A 19,659-nucleotide genomic window follows, 5' to 3' on the forward strand; every position below is an offset into this window, starting at 1 on the left:
CCGGTGGATCAGACCGCCGAGGCCTCGTCCAGGCTCGCCAGCTCGGCCGCGGTCAGCTCCAGCTCGGCGACCGCGACGAGCGCGGGGAGCTGCTCGACCGTGCGGGCCGAGGCGATCGGGGCGACGACGGTCGGCCGGGAGGCCAGCCAGGCGAGGGCGACGGTGGCGGGCTCGGCGTCGTGGGCCCGGGCGACGGCGTCGAGGGCGGCGAGCACGTTCCGGCCGCGCTCGGTCTCCAGGTGCCGGCCCGCGCTGCCCGCGCGGACGCTGTCGACGGTGGTGCCGGGGCGGTACTTGCCGGTGAGGAAGCCGGAGGCGAGCGAGAAGTACGGCACGGCCGCGAGCCCGGCCTGCTCGGCGGTGTCGAGCAGGGCGCCCTCGTAGGTCTCGCGGGAGACCAGGTTGTAGTGGGGCTGGAGGGCGACGTAGCGGGCGAGGCCCTCGGCCTCGGCGAAGTCGAGCGAGGCGCGCAGTCGCTCCGGGGAGATGTTGGAGGCGGCGACGGCCCGGACCTTGCCGTCCTTCACCAGCTGGTCGAGGGCGGTGACGATCTCCTCGACGGGCACGGACTCGTCGTCGAAGTGCGTGTAGTAGAGGTCGATGTAGTCGGTGCCGAGGCGGCGCAGCGACTCCTCGGCGGCGGCCTTGATGGTGGTGGCGCCGAGTCCCTTGAAGCGGGGGTGGGCGCCGACCTTGGTCGCGACGAGGACGTCGGCGCGGTTGCCCCGGGAGGCCAGCCAGCGGCCGATGACGGTCTCGGACTCGCCGCCCTCGTTGCCCTCGACCCACGAGGAGTAGGTGTCGGCGGTGTCGACGAAGTTGCCGCCGGCGGCGGCGTAGGCGTCGAGCACGGCGAAGGACTGCGCCTCGTCGGCGCTCCAGCCGAAGACGTTGCCGCCGAGGGCGAGCGGGAAGACGTGCAGGTCGGAGGAGCCCAGCTTGCGGAGAGAGGTCATGGGGTGGTCAACCCTCCGCACCGCCGGGCCTATTCCGGTGCCGTCCGGGGACGGTGGAGCCTCAGATGGTCAGGCCCTTGGACCGCAGCCAGTCCGCCGGGTCGATGCCGCCGCCGGACGGGGTGTGGACCTCCAGGTGGAGGTGGGGGCCGGTGACGTTGCCGGTGGCGCCGACGCGGCCGATGGTGTCGCCGGTGCCGACGGACTGGCCGACGCCGACCGTCATCGAGGACAGGTGGCAGTACCAGATCTCGGTGCCGTCCTCGAGCTCCAGGACGATCCGGTAGCCGTACGCACCGGACCAGCCGGCCGACTTCACGGTGGCGCCGTGGACGGCCTTGACCGGGGTGCCGGTGGGCGCGGCGAAGTCCAGGCCGGTGTGGTAGCCGGAGGACCACATCGAGCCGGCCTCGCCGAAGGTCGAGGTGATCGTGTACGAGGAGGTGGGCAGCGAGTAGCTGGCGGCGAGCGCGGCCAGGCGGGCGGCCTCGGCCTTCGCGGCGGCCTCCGCCTCGGCCTTCTTCTTCGCCTCGGCCTCGGCCTTCGCCGCGGCTTCCGCCTTGGCCGTGGCCTCCGCGGCCGCCTTCTCGGCGGCGGCCTTCTGCGCCGCCTCCTTCTCGGCGGCGTCGGCGGCGGCCTGCTGCTGCTCGGCCTGCTGGAGGATGCGGGCGCGCAGGGCCTCGCCGGCGTCGGCCGCCTGCTGCTTCGTCCCCGCCTCGGTGCCCGCGGCGTCGCCCTCGGGGGCGGTGTAGGTGAGGGCGGTGAGCGGCTGCGGGTTGTTCGTGCCCGTGGCGGTCTCGGCGGTCTTGGCGGCGGTGTGCTCGTCGCCGCCGATCAGGTCGCCGATGCCGGGCAGTTCGGAGGCGTCGGGCAGGTCGAGGTCCGGCAGGGATATCGCGACCGGGGCCTTCTCCTGGGCGGTGGCCAGGCCGCCCGCGCCGACGGCGGCGATGACGCCGACACCGAGGACGGTGGAGGAGCGGGCGAAGTTGGAGCGCTGCTTGACGACCCGGTGACGGCCGCCGGAACGGTTCTGGGCCCGCAGGGAGTCCTCGGTGGGGTTCCACTCCTCCCCGTCCGCGCCCGCGGCGCCGTAGGCGCCGAAAGAGTCGAAGGGGGCTTCGGGGGCAGGGGTGTTGGACGCCACGGAGGCGCTCTCCTTTCCTTCCTTCTCGCCTACCGGGTTAGCTGACGGGTTCGGAGCAGGAAGGTCTCCTACGGGTGTGCCGCACGGGTGCGGCATGGGCCCGATTCACCCCAAGTGGTGGTTCCCCGGTTCCCTTGCGGGATTCGGCGCGCGCGCACGGTGCCGTCTCTTGCGACGGCTGTGACGACCGCGCTGCGTTATCGAACGTTAATAGACACGGCCTCCCGATTCCAAGCTGTTCCCCTTGATCATTCACTGAATTGAGGCGGAATGGCCCGAGTTGACCCCCGGTCAGACGGGATCCGCATCACACCCGAAATCTGACGCTGTATCAATTGTTATCGGAGTGGCACCCCGCGACTACGGCCGGTCACCGCCCCGCCGGGGCGCCCGTCACCGCCGCCCCGAGCCGCCCGGCGGCACCACCGGCATCGTCCGCCGCCGCTCCGGCTGCCCCGCCGCCGGCCGGCTCACCGCGAGCAGCGCCATGTCGTCCGTCGAGCCGCCTCCCGTGTGCCGGCGCACATCCGCCACCAGCGCGTCGAGGAGCTCCTCCGGGCCGGGGAAGAGCCGCCCCGCGAGCCGTTCCGCCGGATCGTAGAAGACCCCCTGCGCGTCCCGCGCCTCCGAGAGCCCGTCCGTGTAGAGCAGCAGCGTCGCGCCCGGCGGATACGGCGTCTCGTCGGCCCGGTCCGGCCACACCGCGAGCTCCCCCATGCCCAGCGGCAGCGCCGCCTCGCTCGGCCGGAGCCGGGCGAGGCCCCCGTCCCCGTACAGCAGCAGCGGCTCGGGGTGGCCGCGGTTCACGACCCGTACGAGCCCGTCGCCGCGCGGGATCTCGGCGAGCACCGCCGTCGTGAACCCCTCGAACGCGTCGAGCCCGTCCCGCCGGGTGCCCTCGCGGTCCAGCGCCCGCTCCAGGCGCTGCGCCACGCCCTCCAGCGTCGACTCCTGCTCGGCCGCCTCCCGGAAGGCGCCGATGACCACGGCGACGGCCTCCACCGCGTCGAGCCCCTTGCCGCGCACGTCGCCGACCACGAGCCGTACCCCGTGCGGGGTGTCCTGCACGGCGAAGAGGTCGCCGCCGATGAACGCGTCGGCCTGCGCCGCCTCGTACCGCGCCGCGATCTGCAGTCCGCCGATCCGTTCGGCGGGCGTCGGAAGCACCGCCTTCTGCGCCGTCTCGGCGATCACCCGCGCCGAGGCGAGCCGTTCGCCGCTGCGCCGGACCACCCGGTTGATCAGCATCGCGAGCGCGGCGACCGTGACGACGGTCAGCGTCTCGGTGAGCGCGGGGATGTCGCCGACCGTGCCGTTGTAGAGGTGCAGGCCGACGCTGGCGAGGACCGCGGCGATCCCCGTCAGGAGCGTCGTCAGCGTCGAGAAGAAGGGAGCGGCGACCAGCGGCGCCGCCGAGAACAGCGGCGCCGCGGTGTACTCGGGCGGGGTCGCCAGGTCGAAGCAGACACCGCCCGCGATGATCAGCGGAGGAAGCGCGCGGATGAAGCGCCGGGCACCGCGGTACGGACCGCGGCCCGCGCCGCCGGCCCCGGGTCGCACCGCTGCTCGCGCCACCTGTGCTCTCCCGCCTCGACCTGGGCCCGCCGTGAGGGCGACGGGGGACCCGCGCCCTCCCCAGGGTGCGGTCAGCCGGTGCCCGTCGGCGACTCCCGCTCGTCCGACTGGCGTACGGCCGGACGGGCCGCGAGCCGCCCGCCCCGCGCGAGCGCCGCCATCGCCGCCGCGCAGCCGAGACCGACCGCGCACAGCGTCAGCCAGGGCACCGCCGACCAGCCGGTCAGATCCAGCAGGGCGCCCGTCCCCAGGTTCCCCAGGGTGATGCCGACCCCGCAGACGGTGTTGTAGAGCCCGTAGTGGGTGGCGACCCAGCGGTCCTCGGAGAGCGCGACGACGGTGTCCATCTCGTACGGGTAGAGCACCGCGTTCGCCGCCGCCAGGGCCGCCGCGCACAGCAGCAGCCCCGCCAGTGAACGCCCGCCGCCGAGGAGCGCCGGCGGCAGGAACGCCAGGCCCATCAGCGCCAGGCCCAGCACCAGGCACCGCTCCCGGCTGAGCCGCCGCCGGCACCAGGCGGTGATCCGCAGCTGCCCGACCAGCGCCACCAGCGCCGACACCACGAAGAGCGCCGTCGTCACCGCCGTGCCGCCCGCCGCGAGCGGCAGCGCCAGATAGACCTGGAAGGACAGCACGTACGAGCCGGTCATCACCAGCGAGAACAGCCAGAACACCCGGTTGGCGAGCACCGTCCGGAACTGCCCCCGCTCCCGTGCCTCTCCGCCGGGCACGTCCCTGCGCACGGGCAGGTGCCGCAGCTGTACGCAGGTGAGCCCGGCGAACAGCACCGCCGCCACCACGCAGGTCAGCCGGAACGACACCCCGGTCAGCGCCACCCCGACCAGCGGGCCGAGCAGCACGCCCGCCTGGTAATAGGTGTTGAACAGCGCGAAGGCCTCCACGCGCCGCTCCCCCGCCTCCGCCGCCAGATAGGCCCGCACCGCCGGGTTGAACAGCGCCCCCGCGAGGCCCGTCGCCAGCGAGGCGGCGATCAGCATCGGCAGCGACTGCGCGAAGGCGAGCGCCCCGAAGCCGGCCGTCCGCAGGGCGCAGCCCGCGACGATCAGCGGTTTGAAGCCGAGCCGGTCGGCGAGCGCGCCGCCGACGAGGAACATGCCCTGCTGGGAGAGGTTCCGTGCGCCGAGGACGAGTCCGACCGCCCAGGCCGCCATGCCGAGGCCGTCGGCCAGATGCGCGGCCAGATACGGCATCAGCATGTAGAAGCCGAGGTTGATGGTGAGCTGGTTGAGGAAGAGCAGCCGCACGGCCGGGTCGAAGCTGCGGCTCTGCTTCCAGATCCCGCCGGTCGCGGGCGCGGTCGTGGCGCTCAACGGACCCGCTCCGCCCGGTCGAGCACCCGTCGGGTCCAGCCGCTGACCGGTTCGCCCTCGACGTACGCCGCCGGGTCCGTGCGCACGGGACCGTCGAGGAGCCCGTGCGCCGCGCAGAACTCGTCGTTGAAGACGGTGTCGAAGTAGCGCTGCGGCCCGTCGGGGAAGACCGCCGCGATCCGGGTGCCGCGCGGCCGGGTGCGGGCCAGCCAGCCCGCGACCAGCGCGACCGCGCCCACGCTCCAGCCGCCGGTCGCGAACTGCCGGGCCGCGAGCCGCCGGGCGGTCCGTACCGCCTCGGCGGGGCCCACCCAGTGGATCTCGTCGAAGGCGGCGTGGTCGACGTTGCCGGGGTGGATGGAGGAGCCGAGCCCGCGCATCAGGCGCTCGCCGGCCGGCAGGCCGAAGACGGTCGAGCCGATGGAGTCCACGCCGACCAGTTCGAGGGCGGGGCTGGTGGTGGCGCGCAGCGCGCGGGAGATGCCGGCCGAGTGGCCGCCGGTGCCGACCGCGCAGACCAGCACGTCGACCCGGTCCAGCTGCTCGCCGAGCTCGGCGGCGAGGGCGCCGTACGCCTCGGGGTTGTCGGGGTTCCCGTACTGGTTGGGCCACCAGGCCCCGTCGAGGGCGAGCAGCAGTTCGGCGACCCGGTCCATCCGGGCCTGCTGCCAGCCGCCGTGCGGGCTGGGCTCGGGCACCACGTGCACGAGGGCGCCGTGGGCGGTCAGCATCCGCTCGACGATCGGTTCGAGGCCGGGGTCGGTGACGACGTGGACCGGGTGGCCGTGCAGGATGCCGGCGAGCGCGAGCCCGAGCCCGAGGGTGCCGGAGGTGGACTCGACGATGGGGGCGCCCGGCCGCAGCTCTCCGCGGCGGCGGGCCTGCTCGACCATGTGGAGGGCGGCGCGGTCCTTGATGCCGCCGAAGTTGAAGCCTTCGAGCTTGGCCCAGTAGCCGTCGTCCATCCACAGGACGGGGGTGTTGCCGACGGTCTGCCGGGCGACGGACAAGAGGTGGGCGGGGTTGCTCATGGGGGTGACGTCCTTGGGTGGGGCGGCCCCGTTGCCCGGGGCGCGTACGGAAGGAACCGAGATCGCTGCGGATGCGCGACGCGGCTCAGTTCCGGTCCACCCCGAGGGAGATCAGCAGACTGCCTGGCCGGGGGCCGGGCCCCGCCCGGTCGCGGACGCAGCGCGTGTGCGGGGCCGGCCCGAAGGGCTCGTCGGAGGTGAGCAGGGCGGGGCCGGCGGCCTGCGGCGCGGGGTGCTGCGTCCCCGCCGCCTGCGCCGGCAGATGCGCGTCGAAGGACCAGCCCTCGCCGGGCCGCTCGCAGCCGTGCGGCAGCTCGGGCGCGAAGAGGCCGGGGGCGGAGACGCCGGGGGCGGAGAGGCCGGGAGCGGCGCCGACGGACGGCAGCCCGTGGCCGTGGGCGCCGTGGCAGACGCCGGCGAGCAGCGCGACGAGCGCGCACAGCAGCAGGACGGCGGGCGCCCGCCGTCCTGCCGTACGCATCGCACTCCGGTCACTCATGGTGCGCGTGACGCTACGAGGCGCACACGGCGGGTGCAAAAGCGCGGGCCCGGTTTTGGCCAGCCTTTACATCGGGCCGAGCGAACCCGAAGGCACCCGGGGACCCGGGCGCCCGGGAACCCAGGGGCCAAGAGGGCGAGCAGGCAAGGGGGCAAGAGACCAAGGGGCCCGGCGACCTGGATACGACGAAGGCCCGGATCCGTTTCCGGATCCGGGCCTTCGTGCTACTGAGTAGCGGGGACAGGATTTGAACCTGCGACCTCTGGGTTATGAGCCCAGCGAGCTACCGAGCTGCTCCACCCCGCGTCGGTGAATATGACCTTACGGCATGGGCGGCGGAAACAGAAATCGGTTTCCTCAGCAGCCGCAGTCGTCCGAGTCCACCGGCGCCGTCAGCGGGTCCGCGGCCTGCTGCGCCGGACCCTCCCAGGTCTCGTACGCGAAGCCCTCGCGCGCCCAGTACTCGAAGCCGCCGAGCATCTCCTTCACCTGGAAGCCCAGCTGGGCGAGGGCGAGGGCGGCGCGGGTGGCGCCGTTGCAGCCGGGGCCCCAGCAGTACGTGACGACCGGCACGCTCTTGTCGAGGAGCTGCTCGGCCTGCTCGGGGATCAGCGCGGTCGGCAGGTGGACGGCGCCCGGCACGTGCCCCTGGTCCCAGGAGGCGGTGGAACGCGAGTCGACGACCACGAATCCGGGGTCGCCGCCGGTGGCGCGGGCCTCGGCGAGAGCGGCGGCCACATCGGAGACGTCGGCGTGGAAGGCGAGGCTCGCGGAGAAGTACGCGACCGCGGCGGCCGGCGCGGCCGGCGGGGTGCGAAGGACCGGGTTCACGGGGTTGACCTGCGTCGATGTCGTCGTCATACAGATCAATCTAGGCTCGGTGATCATCACTCTGAAGGGGTGATCCACGGTGGTCGGGGGGTTCGTCCGGGGAATCCCGGCCGTTTGCCGCGACCCGGCGGGGATCTCACGTACCGGGACCTGTCACATCCGCGGCGGCGCGTCCGTCATACCCGTGTGACCGGACGCGAAGGGGAACAAGCACCGATGGACAAGGACCTTCTGGCCGCCCGCTTCGAGGCGGACCGCGGCCATCTGCGGGCGGTGGCCTACCGGATGCTCGGCTCGATCAGCGAGGCGGAGGACGCCGTCCAGGAGGCCTGGTTCAAACTGAACCGCTCCGACGTCAGCGGTGTGGAGAACCTCAGCGGCTGGCTGACCACGGTCGTCGGCCGGGTCTGCCTCGACCTGCTCCGCTCCCGCGCCGCCCGCCGCGAGGACCCGCTGGAGTACCACGTGCCGGACCCGGTCGTCCGGGACGAGGGCGTCGCCGACCCCGAGCAGGAGGCGCTGCGCGCCGACTCGGTCGGTCTCGCCCTGCTCGTCGTCCTGGAGACCCTGGCCCCGGCCGAGCGCCTCGCCTTCGTGCTGCACGACATGTTCGCGGTCTCCTTCGACGAGATCGCGCCCATCGTCGACCGCACCCCCGCCGCCACCCGCCAGCTCGCCAGCCGCGCCCGGCGCCGCGTGCAGGGCGCCACCCCGGCCCCCGAGCCGGACGTGGCCCGCCGGCGCAAGGTCGTCGACGCCTTCCTGGCCGCCTCCCGGGCCGGTGACTTCGAGGGCCTCCTGGCGGTCCTCGACCCGGACGTGGTGCTCCGCGTCGACGGCGGCCGGCTGCCCGCCGCCTCCAAGCTGCTCCGCGGCGCCGAGGCGGTCACCTCCTCGGCCCTCACCTTCGCCAGGTTCCGGTACGCGGCGCGCCCGGTCCTGGTCAACGGCGCGCCGGGCCTGGTCTCCCTCGCGCAGGGGCGCCCGGTCGGCCTCATGTCCTTCACGATCGTCGACGACCGCATCGTCGAGATCGACATCGTGGCGGACCCGGAGCGGCTGGCGTCCCTGGGCATCACCGGCTGATCCCGGGCCACCCGGACGGCTCACCGGACGGCCCCGCTCCGGCCGCCGTCCGGGCTCCGGCCGGTCCTGCGGCCCCGCGGCGCTCCCGGCGCCCGCCGAGGAGCAGCACGAGCACCATCGCGACGGCGAGGCCGGTGGCCGTGGCGTACGCGGCTTCGAGGCCCGCGGCGACGTGGCTCCCGCAGGTGGCCGCGCACTCCGCGGGCACCGCGATGCCCCGGTTTCCGGCGGCGTTGAACAGGGCGCCGAACAGGGCCGCCCCCAGGGTCTGGCCCACCTCGCGGCAGAACATCAGCTGGGCCGTCGCGGTGGCCCGGCCGGACCAGCCGACGGCCGCCTGGACGCCCACGAGCAGGGCCGGCTGGAGCAGCCCGAAGCCGACGCCGAGCAGCGTCGAGGCCGCCGCGAACGCCAGGGCCCCCGCCCCGGCCGAGGCAAGCAGCGCCGTGGTCGCCAGGGCCGTGGTCGCGGTGAGGGCGCCCGCGAGGGCGGCCCGGCGGAACCCGGCCCGCAGATAGAGGCGGCTGCTGAAGACCGCCGCGGTCGGCCAGCCGAAGGTCATCCCGGCGAGCACGGCCGCGGCGGGCGCCGGGCCCAGCCCCAGGACCGCCTGAGCGTGGACGGGGAGCAGCAGCATCGGCGCGGTCATGATCACCCCGAGCAGCCCCAGGACCAGGCTCGCCCCCGCCACCTCGCGCCGGCGCCGGAGGCCGCGGGGGATCAGCGGCCGGGCCGCCCGGCGTTCGACGCGTACGGTGAGGAGCACCAGGGCCGCGAAGAGGGCGGCCAGCGCCGCGCCGGGCGCGGAGAGCCAGGGCCAGGCGGTGCCGCCCTGCACCGACAGGGTCATCAGCGTCCCGCAGGTCAGCAGGAGGCTCAGGGCGCCCCGCCAGTCGACCGGGCCGCCGGCGGCACCGCGTACGGGCTCCTCGGGGAAGCGGCGGACGAGCAGCCACAGCGCCAGTGCCCCGGGCGGGAGGTTGAGGAGGAAGATCCCGCGCCAGTCGCCGTACTGGGCGAGTCCGCCGCCCACCGCGGGTCCCGCCAGGGCCGCGACGCTCCAGACCGAGGCGAGCACCGCCTGGATGCGGCCGCGCTCGTGCGGGCGGTAGAGATCGCCCGCGACCGTCTGCACGGTCCCCTGGAGCGCCCCGGCGCCCAGCCCCTGGACGAAGCGGAAGACGACGAGGCTCGGCATGTCCCACCCGGCCGCGCACAGCGCCGAGCCCAGCAGGAACACCAGGGTGCCGGCGAGGAGCACGGGCCGGCGCCCATGGGTGTCGGCCAGCCGCCCGGACAGCGGCAGGCAGACGGTGGCGGCGAGGACGTACGCGGCGAGGAGCCAGCCGAACGCCGCTCCGCCGCCCAGGTCGGCGACGATCTGCGGCGCGGCGGCGGCCGTCACCGCGCTGTCCATGGCGGCGAGGAACATCACCAGGACGAGCCCGGCCGTCAGCCCCCGCCGGCGGCCGGCCGGAGCCGCGGTCACCGGGTCAGCTCGACGAGGCGCTCGGCGCCGCCCCCGTGCAGGTTCGCGGCGATGAGCTCGTAGAAGGCGCCGAAGAGGCGGTGGCTCAGCCGCTGGTCCTCGAAGAAGGAGATCCGGTCGGCCACCTCGGCGGGGGCGGCCTCGCCGCTCGCCAGGAGCACCATGGCGCGCAGCACGTCCTGCGGGGTGACCGAGCTGCCCGCGTGGGCGTTGTGGAACACCTCCTCGCCGTACGGCTCGGCGGTCAGGACCGGGTTCCGGCGCCGCTGCACCCGGATCCGGTAGTCCTCGCCGACGACGTCGTTCTTGAAGACGCCGATGTGCTGGAGGCTGCCCTGGTTGACGTCCAGGCTGAACTGGGACATCCGGCCCTTCTCGCGGAACGGCTGCCGGTCGGCGAGGTCGAACTCCTGCAGCCCGACCGATCGGTGGGAGTAGGTGTTGGAGTGGCAGGCGTAGCTCACCAGCCCCGCCTTCCGGCCGTCCTCCCCGAGCAGCTCCAGGTGGAAGACGAAGTCCGTCTCGGCGGCCGCCACCTCCGGCGGCAGCTCGGGCCGGCGGGGCCGCTCGCCGCCGTCGACCAGCTCGGCGAGCGCGGTGGCCTGACGGGTGCGCAGGAACTCCCCGACCCTGCGCACGTACGGGTTGGTCACCCGCAGCGCGGTCGCCTCCCCCGGCGCCAGCTCCAGGTACCAGGCGAGCAGGTCGATGTAGTGGTAGCTGGAGAACGACAGCGCCCCGACGCCGCCGCGGTATCCGTGGGCGTCGCCGAGCAGGTACTCCTCCGGGTAGCGGAACAGGCCGCCGTTCTTGATCAGCTGCATCGAGGTGATGCCCTGACCGTGGCTGCGCTGGATCTCGCCGATGTCGGCGGCGATCGAGCGGTAGACGTCGTTGGCGCGGCGGCGCAGCGGCATGGCGAGGTGGACCGGGCCGCCGGTCCGGGCCCTGGCCTCGTCGAGCGCCCGGCCTATCTCGTCGTACCCGGCGGTGATCCGCGCGGCGGCGGCCGGATCGTGGGCGGCGCCCTCGGCGACGAGCAGGGGCTTGTCGCACAGCACGCTGATGCCCCGCGAGACCGCCCACAGGATGTAGTCGCGGTGGTGGACCGGGTTGCACGCGATGATCACCAGGGAGAACCGGTGGGCGGCATGGGCCCGGTCGAGGACGGCCGCCAGCTCCCGGGGGCTGAGCCCGTCGGGGTTCACCCAGTCCGGCGCGTCCCGCTCCAGGAGTGCGCGCAGCGGTGCCATGTCCGCGTCCTGGGCGCGCTTCTCCGGATCGCGCGGATCACAGATGACGGCCGTGCGGACCGGCCGGCCGGACCGCTGCATCTCCAGCAGCGCCGGAGCGTGGTTCTCCCGGCCGGCCCAGTGACCCGAGCCTCCGACGAGCAGGACCGTAGTCGTGCGGGCCATTTCTTGCTCCCCCTTCGGAGTGATCTTGAAATGCGCGGGCGGCCCTTCGGGCGGCCCGAGGAATGTGGCGGCGAAATCGCGACCGGCTATGGTTGAGAGTTGTGATCGGCAAGGGATGGGCAGAATGACGGACGCTCTGGGACTCGGGGTGCACGCACGTGCTTCGCTCGCCGGTCTGGGGATCTCGGAAAGCACCGAGTTGGTATACCGGGGCATGATCCAAAAACCCCGGTGGAGCGTCGCGGAACTTGTCGAGGAGACCGGTCTGAGCGCGTCGGACGTCGAGGACGGACTCGCCGAGCTGACCGCCTTCTCCCTGATCAGACCGTCGGGCGAGGTGCCGGGCAGTGTCGTCGTGGTCCCGCCGAGCGTGGCCCTCGCCGAGCTGATCTCCACCCGGCAGAGGGACGTCTACGAAGACCAGCGCAGGCTCGCCGAATGCCGGGTCGCGCTCTCCGACATCGTTGCCGAGTTCGAGCAACGGCACGACGGATTCGACGGAAGCAGGATCGAGTACCTGCGGGGCATGGATTCCGTCCGCGGATATCTCGAGGAAATGTCGCATCAGATCGAGACGGAAGTGCTCGCCCTCATTCCGAGAGCCTCCCTCACCGCGGAGAGCATGGCCGCGAGCCAGGCCCTCGACGCGAAGGTCGTCGAACGCGGCGGGACCATCCGCACCATCTACCTCGACAGCGTCCGCAACCACAGCGCCACCCGCCGCTACGCGGCCTGGCTGAACGAGTACGGCGGACAGGTGCGGACCCATCCGGTGCTCCCGATGCGCCTGATCCTCGTGGACCGCAAGCTCGCCGTGCTCCCGATCGACCCCGAGGACTCCTCCACCGGCGCCCTGGTCGTACGCGAACCGGGCGTCGTCACCGCCCTGTTGGCGCTCTTCTCGCACATCTGGGAGGCCGCGCGCCCGCTCGGCACCGCGGAGCTCCCGGACGACCAGGGACTCACCCCGCAGGAGCGCGAGCTGCTCCGGCTCCTCGCCCAGGGCATGACCGACGAGGCCGCCGGCAAGCAACTCGCCATCTCCGTGCGCAGCGTCCGCCGGCTGATGTCCGACATCATGGACCGGCTCGACGCGCGCAGCCGCTTCGAGGCCGGCCTCAGGGTCGCCGAGCGCGGCTGGCTCTGAGGGCCCCGCGCCGCCGTCGGCCCGCAGCCTCATCCCATGCTCCGCCGCAGGGCGCCCACGGCAGTCGCGCGGGCTTCGAGCAGGGCGCTGCCCAGCTCCTCCGTCCGCGGTCCCGCGGCGTTCGAGCAGGCCCCCCGGCCCGAAGGGCTCCCGCCGATCAGCGCGGCGGCCTCCCGGATCACCTCCCGGGCGTCCACCCGCTCCCGCAGCCGTCGCCCGACGGCGCAGACCAGCAGCGCCCGCCCCTCGCAGGGGGTGCACAGGACGACCAGGCCCAGGCCCGAGGAGACGTGCTCGGCCACGGCCGACGCCAGCTCCCGCAGCCTGCGCCCGGTCACCCCGTCGACCCGGGCCGCCACCAGCAGCCCGCCCGGCACGACCTGGGCCTTCTGGGACAGGGCCCGCGCCGCCGAGGCCAACTCGGCCCGGTGCAGCCGCTCCAGCTCGGCCTCGGCGTCCGCGAGGAGCGCCAGCCGGGTGCGCAGCGCGGCCGGGGCGTCCTCGGGACGCGTACCGAGGAGACCGGAGAGCTCGCGCAGCAGGAGCCGCTCAGCCACGGACGACCTCCTCGGCGACGGGCCCGGCGGCCTCGATGGCCTCGGTGAGCCCTGCGGCCGTGGTGGGCCTGCCGGCCTCGGAGGACCCTGCGGCCCCGGCAGCCGCGACGGCCTCGACTGGCTCGGCGGTCTTGGCGCTCTCGGCGGTCTCGGCGCCCGCGCCCGCCTCGGTGACCGCGGCGGCCTCGACGGCCGGGTGGGAGGGCGTCGTTGGGGCGACGGCCCTCTCGTCCGGTGTCGAGGCCGCGCGTCCGAGGGCGCCCGCCGCGAGCAGGAGCACCACGGCCACCGCCGCGCACAGCCCGGTCAGACCGGCCACGAAGGCGGTCCCGGTGCCACCGCCCACCAGCGAGCCCGCCGCGAGCGGCCCGGTGACGAAGCCCACCGAGGTGGCGGTGGAGTAGGCGGCGTTGAAGCGCCCCCGCAGGGCGGGCGTGGCCATGGAGTTCACCAGGGACGGCATGCCCGCCGCGTACAGCGTCTCGGCGCAGGCGAAGAGCACCATGCCGCCGATGAGCACCGCGAGTTGAAGGCCCTCGCCCACGCCCGTCGCGGCGAGCACCACGAGCCAGCTCGCCGACCAGGCGGCGGCGGCCAGGGCGACGGTCCGTACGTGCCGCCAGCGCTTGATCCGCTCGTGCAGCACCAGTTGGGACAGGATGACCGCTCCGGTGTTCACGGCGAAGAGCACCGCGATCCCGGACGCCCCCGCGTCCGTGCTCGTCAGGAGGAAGGCGGGGAAGCCCGACTCCAGTTGCCCGTACGAGGAGAAGTACAGCGCCGTCGCGAGGACCAGGAGCAGGACGAACGGGCCGTGCGCGAGCACCTGCCGGTAGCCGCCTCCGGGGGCCCCGGCCCGGTCGGCCGCGCCGTCGGCTCGCCCGGCGCCCTCGGCCCGGTCGGCGCCCAGGCCGCCCACGGCCAGCACCGCGAGGCCGATGCCCAGGTAGCTGAGGGCGTTGGCGCCGTACAGCAGGCGGAACGACAGCGGCTCCGCGGTGCTCGCGAGGGCGCCGCCGAGCAGGCCGCCGATGCCCAGCGCGGCGTTGGTCAGGGTGAAGTTGAAGCCGAAGACGACGGGATGGGAGGAGGCCGGCACCGAGCCCGCGAGCAGGGTGTTCCAGGCCGGGGAGCCGCCCAGGCCCAGGCCCCAGACCGCGGCGGACAGCAGGAACTGCCAGACCTCGCCGGACACGGCGTAGCCGGTCACGCCCACCGCGCTGAGCATCATGTGCACGGCCGCCGTGCGGCGCGCGCCGATGCGGTCGATGAGGCGCCCGGCGTTGAGACCGGCGACGACGGCGGCGACCGCGGTCACCGACACGGCGTTCATCGCGGTACCGAGGCCGAGGCCGTTGACCTGGTGCACGTAGACGGCGAGGAACGGCAGGACCAGACCCGAGCCGACGTTGTTGAGGGCCCCGAGCAGCAGCAGGGTGCGGGCGGTGCGCGGCAGGGCGCGCACGTCCTTCAGCAGGGACACGGCTCTTCCCTCTCCATCGGGTCGGCGTTCTCCATCGGGTCGGCGTTCTCCATCGGGTCGGCGTTCTCCATCGGGTCGGCGTTCTCCATCCGGTGGGCGTTCTCCATCCGGTGGGCGTTCTCCATCCGGCGGGCCTTTTCCACCCGGTGGGCCTTTGACATCGGGTCGGCGCCGGGAGCCCTCACGCCGCTCCGAACAGGAGGCGCAGGGCGTTGCCGGCCAGCAGGGGGTGCGGATCCGTACCGTCGAGCTCCGGGGCGCCGAGGATCCGGCGGTACGCGGGCACGGTCCCCGCGCCCGGGCCGCAGGCGCCGTCCCGGTACGGGAGGTGCCACGGGGCGTCGAAGGAGACCGCGAGGCGCTCCCCGTGCGCGGCGAGGAGCCGGACGAGCCCGGCCTCGGAGCCCGCGGCCCGCGGCGCCGCGAACACCCCGGGGCCGCCCAGGAGGCGGGGCAGTACGGGACTGTCCGCGCCCGGGTGGACCAGGAGGGTCCGGGCACCGGCCGCGGCCGCGGCGGGTACGGCGGTCGCCGCGATCTCCGCGAGGTCGCCGAGGTCCCCGTCCGGCGGGCAGTGCAGCAGGGTCGGTACGCCCAGGTCCGCCGCGAGGTCGAGATAGCCGCGCTCCACGAAGGTGGCGACGGACCGCTCGGCGGCCGACGGGTGCCACTTCAGGGCGAAGACCTCCCCGAGCCGGCCGGCGTAGTCCGTGGCGAAGGCCGCCGCCTCGCGGAACGGGTCGGCCATCAGCGCGGGCAGCGGCAGTCCGGCGGACGGCGGGTGGCCGGACCGGAACCGCGCGCAGGAGTCGAGCAGTTCGCGGTTCCGCTCGCGGATGACCCGCCCGCAGGCCGCCGGGTCGATCGGGGCGCCCGCCGGCTTGAACCGGCGGTAGTACGGCATCGGGGCGATCACCGCCGCCACGACGCCGGAGGTCCCGGGCAGCAGTCCCCCGCCGAGCACACCGAGCAGCGCCATCAGGTCGGGGACCGACTGGTGGCGGGTGTACCGGACGTCGTCAGGGTGGTGGATGCGCTCCGCGCCGGCCTGCTCGTGGACGCTGACCAGCGCGGGACGCGCACCCAGGTAGGCGCGCGTCGCCTCCCGCCCCGGTCCGCGCTCCGCGGTCGCGCCGGCGGCCGTGGTCTGCCCGAAGGACCAGTACATCTCTCGTCTTCCCTAAGGGGCCCCGGGCTCCGTCGGCGGAGGCCCGGGGTCCGGGTGGCGGGGGGCGCCGGTCACGGAGTGACGGTGACGCCGTTCAGGCGCGGGGCGAGCTGGAGCTCGCGGATGTCCTTCTGGTTCAGGACCCACATCAGCCAGCGCTCGATGCCGAGGCCGAAGCCCGAGGTGTGCTGCGGGTACGCGTCCTTCATCTGCACGTACCAGGCGTAGTCCTCCTCCGGCACCTCGTGGTGGGCCAGCGCCTTGCGGGCCTGCTCGCCGTCGACGTGGCGCTCGCCGCAGCCGACGGTCTCGCCGATGCCGAAGAGCAGGTCGCCGTTGAGGGCCGTGCGGCCCTCCTCGTCGCCGTACGCCTGGTAGAAGGGCACGGACAGGTGGTCGTAGTGCGTGATCCACAGGATCGGGCTGATCTCGGCCATCAGGCGGCGCTCGCCGTGACGGGTCAGGGTGCGCCAGCCCTGCTGGTACTCGACCGCGTCCGGGTCGTCGCCGAGGTGGGCGACGGCCTCGTCGAAGGTCATGCGCGGGAAGCTCTCCAGCCCGGCCATGCGCTCCAGGTGCTCGGTGGTGCCCGCGATCTCGCGCACGGCGTCGGCGTGCCGGTCGAGGACCGCCTGGGCCAGCCGGCGCATGTAGGCGTTGACGGCCTCGATGCAGGCGTCCAGACCGCCCGGGAGCTCGGCCTCGCTGTGGAAGAACTGGTTGAGGTGCGACTCGTCGCAGTCCTCGCCGCGGAAGCTCGGCATCAGGTACCAGCTGCCCTGCGGGCTGAGGCGGCAGCCGTACTCCAGCATGAACTGCATGGAGTCGGCGAGGAAGGTGCGCTGGCCGAACAGGTCGATCTCGACCGGGAGCGAGTCGCTGCCCAGGCCCATCGGGCTGGAGATGCTGTTGGTGGTGATCGGCAGGTGGACGGACTTGACGCCGCGCTCCCGCCAGAAGAGGGCGGTCTCGACGGTCACCAGGTCCTGGAGGTCGACCAGCGTGCGGTAGAGCGGCTGCTCGACGATCTCGAGGAAGCGGCCCTCGGAGGGACGCCATCCGCCGTGCGTGTACGTGGGCGTGGCCAAGGTGGTTCTCCTGACGGTGAGGTGAAGCGAGTGGTGTGGGAGATGTGCGGGTCGCACGGGTGTGAGTCGCACGGGGTGTTGGGTCGCGCGAGAAGTGGGTCGCGCGAGGTGTGAGTCACGCGAGAAGTGGGTCGCGCGAGGTGCTGGGGACGCCACCGGACGGGTCCGCCACCGGACGGGTCCGCCGCCGGACGGGTCCCGCCGCCGGACGGTCCGTCCGGCGGCCGAGCCGCTCCCGGGTCAGACCGTGTGCATCCACTGCCGGACGTCGGGGCGTTCCCCGTACTGCAGGGCGGCCAGTTCCTCGCGGAGTCGCGAGGTGAGGGCGCCCGGGTTGCCGTCGCCGATGACGTACCGTCCCCCGACGGTCGTCACGCTGGCGATGGGCACCACGGAGGCCGCGGTGCCGCAGGCGAAGGCTTCCTCGAAGCCCCCGCCCGAGGTCAACTCGGCGATGTCGACGGGGCGCTGCTCGGTGCGCACGCCCAGGTCGGCCGCGAGTGCGAGGAGGGCGTCACGGGTGTTGCCGGCCAGGATCGTCCCCGACAGCGGCGGGGTCACTAGGACCGGTTCGCCCGCCGGGTCGCGGGTGACGCCGAAGAAGTTCATGGCACCGAGCTCCTCGACGAAGCGGTGCTCCCGGGCGTCGAGCCACAGGACCTCGTGGAAACCCTGCTCCACGGCACGGGACTTGGCGGCCAGACTGGCGGCGTAGTTGCCCGCGCACTTGGCCGCGCCGGTGCCACCGGGCGCCGCGCGGATCTGGTCGGGCGGGCACCAGACGTCGATGCCCGCGTAGCCGTCCGCGAAGAAGTGGTCGACGGGCGAGGCGATCACGGCGAACAGGTACTCCCGGGCCGGGCGCACCCCCAGGCTCGGCTCCACCGCGATCATGAAGGGCCGCAGGTAGAGGCTCTGTCCGGGGCCCCGCGGCACCTCGTCGGCGTCGTGCCGCACCAGCCGGGCGCACGCGTCGACGAAGGTCTCCACGGGCAGGGCGGGCATGGCGAGCCGCTCTGCGCTGAGGTTGAAGCGCTCGGCGTTGGCGAGCGGCCGGAACAGGGCGAGCGAACCGTCCGCGCGCGGGAAGGCCTTGAGCCCCTCGAAGATGGCCTGGCCGTAGTGGAGGGCCATGGCCGCGGGGGACAGTGCGAGCGCCTGGTGCGGGACGAGTTCCAGCGGCGACCAGCCCTCGCCCGCGGTCCAGCGGGACACCACCATGCCGGCGGTGAAGCGGGCCCCGAAACCGAGCGCGGCGGGTGCCTCGGCCGGTTCTGCGGCCGTGCTCACGACACCTGCTCCGAGGTCTCGTACGAGGAGAGCAGCGCTTCCTCCAGCTCGGCGGCCCGCTCGCGGAACTCGGCCTCGCTGTCGGCGCCGATGACCAGCATCAGGCACCAGACCGAGGGGTGCAGCTCCTCGATGTCGAAGCCCACCGCACGCGCCCGGATGACGTCCAGGACGTACGGGAAGGGCGCCAGCTGCTCGTCGCTCGGCTCCTTGGTGATGACACCGGCGGCGGTGGGGGCCAGGTTGATCCAGCCGACGTACGGGTACGGGGGCGTGGCCAGCTTCAGCGGCTCGCGGTCCTTCTTCAGGACGGCGTCGATCCACAGTTCGCGCAGGTCGGCGCCGTACGGCTTGAAGCTCTCGGGGATCGCGCCGCCGGCGAAGCGGGTCGCCATCTCGGAGAACCACAGCCGGCCGTCGGCCCGCCGGAAGATCTCCAGGTGGGTGATGTCGTCCGTGATCTCGAAGGCCGCGTTGATCCGTGCGTGCAGCTCCTCGACCTCGGCGTAGAGCTCGGGCTCGCGGTCGCGGGGCAGCAGGATCGAGCCGTTGTCCCGGCCCGGCGTCTCCACCAGCATCCGCGGGCGCAGATAGCGGCTGACGCCCAGGATCTGCGCGGTCCCGCCCTCCCAGACCGCGTCGACGTGGTACTCGTCCCCGTCGATCGGCTCCTCCGCGATGAGGAACTGGGTGACGCCGGCCGCTCCTCCGCCGCTGCGGGCCTTGGCCAGCACGGCGGTCAGCTCCTCCGCGTCGTGCACCTTGGAGGTGCCGACCGACCCGAGACCCGCGGCCGGCTTCACGATGACGGGGAAGCCGAGCCGCTCCTCGACCCGGCGCACCGAGCCCTCGATGTCGCCCGTGGAGAGCGACTCGTAGCGGGCACAGGCGATGCCGGCGCCGGCCGCGCGGTCCTTCATGGCGCGCTTGTCGCGCATGAGGACCGACTTCTCGATCGACGGCTGCGGCAGGCCGAGCACCGTGGCCATGTAGCCGGCGCTGAACTGGCTGAACTCCGAGAGGCTGATGACCCGGTCGATCTTCACCCCGGTGGCGCGGAGCTCGACGGCGAGCTGCGCCACCTCGCCCAGCGCGTCGTAGCTGGTGATCACATAGTGGCGGTCGACCCGGGCGAGCAGCTCGGGGTCGATGGTCCGGTGCGTCGCCTCCCACCCGTCGAAGACCAGGGTCACCCGGGCGCCTCCGTCGAGGAGCGCCTCCAGCGTGACCGCGTTCCACGAATAGACCAGGACATTCATTTCGCTCATACCTCGCCGCTCTACCTTTTCAGCGCTCAGGACAATTACCGGGCTATTGCTAGTCCCAGTTCAGGCTCGCCGGGTAAACCGTGCTCGCCGTGACGTCCGGAGCGGTCGCTTCATCGGCGCTTGCGGTCGTGGCACCCAGCGCCAGAACGGCCGCGACAAGCGAGAGAGCGGAAATAGCGCGCGTCAGGAACTTCATGGGATCCCCCTGGAGTGATTCAACGTTCGTCACTGCGAACCCGGAACGCCCGGCGGCTTCCGGTGAACCAGAATCTACGGACCAGGTCGCCGCGGCATC

General features: G+C 73.7%; 19 protein-coding genes, 1 tRNA gene and 1 riboswitch. Of the genes, 2 read left to right on the plus strand and 18 right to left on the minus strand.

Annotation, left to right across the window (positions count from 1 at the left end):
* Window positions 1-8 precede the first annotated feature (8 nt).
* The 8 genes from ACH414_RS10815 to ACH414_RS10850 all read right to left on the minus strand — a co-directional run bounded on the left by ACH414_RS10815 (window position 9) and on the right by ACH414_RS10850 (window position 7,400).
* Window positions 9-956 carry an aldo/keto reductase gene (locus ACH414_RS10815; RefSeq protein ID WP_382538500.1) on the minus strand — a complete coding sequence of 316 codons (948 nt, stop codon included), beginning with the start codon at window positions 954-956 and terminating at the stop codon, window positions 9-11.
* 61 nt (window positions 957-1,017) lie between these two features.
* Window positions 1,018-2,103 carry a M23 family metallopeptidase gene (locus ACH414_RS10820; protein WP_382538503.1) on the minus strand — a complete coding sequence of 362 codons (1,086 nt, stop codon included), beginning with the start codon at window positions 2,101-2,103 and terminating at the stop codon, window positions 1,018-1,020.
* Between the two features lie 11 nt (window positions 2,104-2,114).
* Window positions 2,115-2,262: riboswitch (cyclic di-AMP (ydaO/yuaA leader) on the minus strand.
* Between the two features lie 234 nt (window positions 2,263-2,496).
* The gene (locus tag ACH414_RS10825; protein WP_382538506.1) at window positions 2,497-3,678 is read right to left on the minus strand and encodes a PP2C family protein-serine/threonine phosphatase; all 1,182 of its coding nucleotides are present in this window, start codon (window positions 3,676-3,678) and stop codon (window positions 2,497-2,499) included.
* Between the two features lie 71 nt (window positions 3,679-3,749).
* A complete protein-coding gene (locus ACH414_RS10830) occupies window positions 3,750-5,009 on the minus strand; it encodes an MFS transporter (RefSeq protein ID WP_398941534.1) in 1,260 nt (419 codons plus the stop codon).
* Window positions 5,006-6,040 (minus strand): PLP-dependent cysteine synthase family protein, encoded by a 1,035-nt coding sequence (locus ACH414_RS10835; RefSeq protein ID WP_382538512.1) that lies wholly within the window; start codon window positions 6,038-6,040, stop codon window positions 5,006-5,008. The genes ACH414_RS10830 and ACH414_RS10835 overlap by 4 nt, the downstream gene beginning before the upstream one ends.
* 85 nt (window positions 6,041-6,125) lie before the next feature.
* Window positions 6,126-6,539 carry a hypothetical protein gene (locus ACH414_RS10840; protein WP_398941537.1) on the minus strand — a complete coding sequence of 138 codons (414 nt, stop codon included), beginning with the start codon at window positions 6,537-6,539 and terminating at the stop codon, window positions 6,126-6,128.
* 232 nt (window positions 6,540-6,771) lie between these two features.
* Window positions 6,772-6,845, minus strand: a tRNA-Met gene (locus ACH414_RS10845).
* Between the two features lie 51 nt (window positions 6,846-6,896).
* Window positions 6,897-7,400 carry a rhodanese-like domain-containing protein gene (locus tag ACH414_RS10850; RefSeq protein ID WP_382538518.1) on the minus strand — a complete coding sequence of 168 codons (504 nt, stop codon included), beginning with the start codon at window positions 7,398-7,400 and terminating at the stop codon, window positions 6,897-6,899.
* Between the two features lie 186 nt (window positions 7,401-7,586).
* Here ACH414_RS10850 and sigJ point away from each other — a divergent pair, with 186 nt between their 5' ends.
* Window positions 7,587-8,456 (plus strand): RNA polymerase sigma factor SigJ, encoded by an 870-nt coding sequence (gene sigJ / locus ACH414_RS10855; protein ID WP_382538521.1) that lies wholly within the window; start codon window positions 7,587-7,589, stop codon window positions 8,454-8,456.
* Here sigJ and ACH414_RS10860 read toward each other — a convergent pair.
* Complete coding sequence (locus ACH414_RS10860; protein WP_386562860.1) at window positions 8,446-9,945, minus strand: MFS transporter; 1,500 nt, start codon at window positions 9,943-9,945, stop codon at window positions 8,446-8,448. The two genes, sigJ and ACH414_RS10860, sit on opposite strands and share 11 nt — an antisense overlap.
* Window positions 9,942-11,363, minus strand: a complete 1,422-nt coding sequence (locus tag ACH414_RS10865; protein ID WP_382538526.1) for a Gfo/Idh/MocA family oxidoreductase — start codon at window positions 11,361-11,363, stop codon at window positions 9,942-9,944. The genes ACH414_RS10860 and ACH414_RS10865 overlap by 4 nt, the downstream gene beginning before the upstream one ends.
* 214 nt (window positions 11,364-11,577) lie before the next feature.
* Between ACH414_RS10865 and ACH414_RS10870 the strand changes: the two genes are divergently transcribed.
* Complete coding sequence (locus ACH414_RS10870) at window positions 11,578-12,510, plus strand: LuxR C-terminal-related transcriptional regulator (protein WP_382538529.1); 933 nt, start codon at window positions 11,578-11,580, stop codon at window positions 12,508-12,510.
* 29 nt (window positions 12,511-12,539) lie between these two features.
* Here the strand turns inward: ACH414_RS10870 and ACH414_RS10875 are convergent, their stop codons facing one another.
* From ACH414_RS10875 to ACH414_RS10910, 8 genes are all read right to left on the minus strand, one after another.
* Entirely contained in the window at window positions 12,540-13,067 is a 528-nt protein-coding gene (locus tag ACH414_RS10875) for a DHHA1 domain-containing protein (RefSeq protein WP_398941541.1), read from the minus strand.
* Window positions 13,060-14,550: an MFS transporter gene (locus ACH414_RS10880; RefSeq protein WP_398941542.1), complete on the minus strand. Its 1,491-nt coding sequence runs from the start codon at window positions 14,548-14,550 to the stop codon at window positions 13,060-13,062. Before ACH414_RS10880 ends, ACH414_RS10875 begins: the two co-directional genes overlap by 8 nt.
* Entirely contained in the window at window positions 14,538-14,735 is a 198-nt protein-coding gene (locus ACH414_RS10885; protein ID WP_398941543.1) for a hypothetical protein, read from the minus strand. Before ACH414_RS10885 ends, ACH414_RS10880 begins: the two co-directional genes overlap by 13 nt.
* Entirely contained in the window at window positions 14,732-15,718 is a 987-nt protein-coding gene (locus ACH414_RS10890; RefSeq protein ID WP_382538541.1) for a hypothetical protein, read from the minus strand. The genes ACH414_RS10885 and ACH414_RS10890 overlap by 4 nt, the downstream gene beginning before the upstream one ends.
* 71 nt (window positions 15,719-15,789) lie before the next feature.
* Window positions 15,790-16,806 (minus strand): amino acid--tRNA ligase-related protein, encoded by a 1,017-nt coding sequence (locus ACH414_RS10895; protein ID WP_382538544.1) that lies wholly within the window; start codon window positions 16,804-16,806, stop codon window positions 15,790-15,792.
* A 240-nt stretch (window positions 16,807-17,046) separates the two neighbouring features.
* Entirely contained in the window at window positions 17,047-18,096 is a 1,050-nt protein-coding gene (locus ACH414_RS10900) for a branched-chain amino acid aminotransferase (RefSeq protein WP_386562877.1), read from the minus strand.
* Window positions 18,093-19,364 carry an acetyl-CoA carboxylase biotin carboxylase subunit family protein gene (locus ACH414_RS10905; protein ID WP_382538549.1) on the minus strand — a complete coding sequence of 424 codons (1,272 nt, stop codon included), beginning with the start codon at window positions 19,362-19,364 and terminating at the stop codon, window positions 18,093-18,095. Before ACH414_RS10905 ends, ACH414_RS10900 begins: the two co-directional genes overlap by 4 nt.
* A gap of 49 nt (window positions 19,365-19,413) precedes the next feature.
* A complete protein-coding gene (locus ACH414_RS10910) occupies window positions 19,414-19,560 on the minus strand; it encodes a hypothetical protein (protein WP_382538552.1) in 147 nt (48 codons plus the stop codon).
* Between the last annotated feature and the right edge of the window lie 99 nt (window positions 19,561-19,659).

The sequence above is a fragment of the Streptomyces sp. NPDC020422 genome (genome assembly GCF_044386705.1).
GTDB lineage: Bacteria > Actinomycetota > Actinomycetes > Streptomycetales > Streptomycetaceae > Streptomyces.

Coding starts and splice junctions, on each gene's coding strand:
- ACH414_RS10815 (WP_382538500.1), bottom strand. CDS start 956: ATGACCTCTCTCCGCAAGCTGGGCTCCTCCGACCTGCACGTCTTCCCG.
- ACH414_RS10835 (WP_382538512.1), bottom strand. CDS start 6,040: ATGAGCAACCCCGCCCACCTCTTGTCCGTCGCCCGGCAGACCGTCGGC.
- ACH414_RS10840 (WP_398941537.1), bottom strand. CDS start 6,539: ATGAGTGACCGGAGTGCGATGCGTACGGCAGGACGGCGGGCGCCCGCC.
- ACH414_RS10850 (WP_382538518.1), bottom strand. CDS start 7,400: ATGACGACGACATCGACGCAGGTCAACCCCGTGAACCCGGTCCTTCGC.
- sigJ (WP_382538521.1), top strand. CDS start 7,587: ATGGACAAGGACCTTCTGGCCGCCCGCTTCGAGGCGGACCGCGGCCAT.
- ACH414_RS10865 (WP_382538526.1), bottom strand. CDS start 11,363: ATGGCCCGCACGACTACGGTCCTGCTCGTCGGAGGCTCGGGTCACTGG.
- ACH414_RS10870 (WP_382538529.1), top strand. CDS start 11,578: ATGATCCAAAAACCCCGGTGGAGCGTCGCGGAACTTGTCGAGGAGACC.
- ACH414_RS10890 (WP_382538541.1), bottom strand. CDS start 15,718: ATGTACTGGTCCTTCGGGCAGACCACGGCCGCCGGCGCGACCGCGGAG.
- ACH414_RS10905 (WP_382538549.1), bottom strand. CDS start 19,364: ATGAGCGAAATGAATGTCCTGGTCTATTCGTGGAACGCGGTCACGCTG.
- ACH414_RS10910 (WP_382538552.1), bottom strand. CDS start 19,560: ATGAAGTTCCTGACGCGCGCTATTTCCGCTCTCTCGCTTGTCGCGGCC.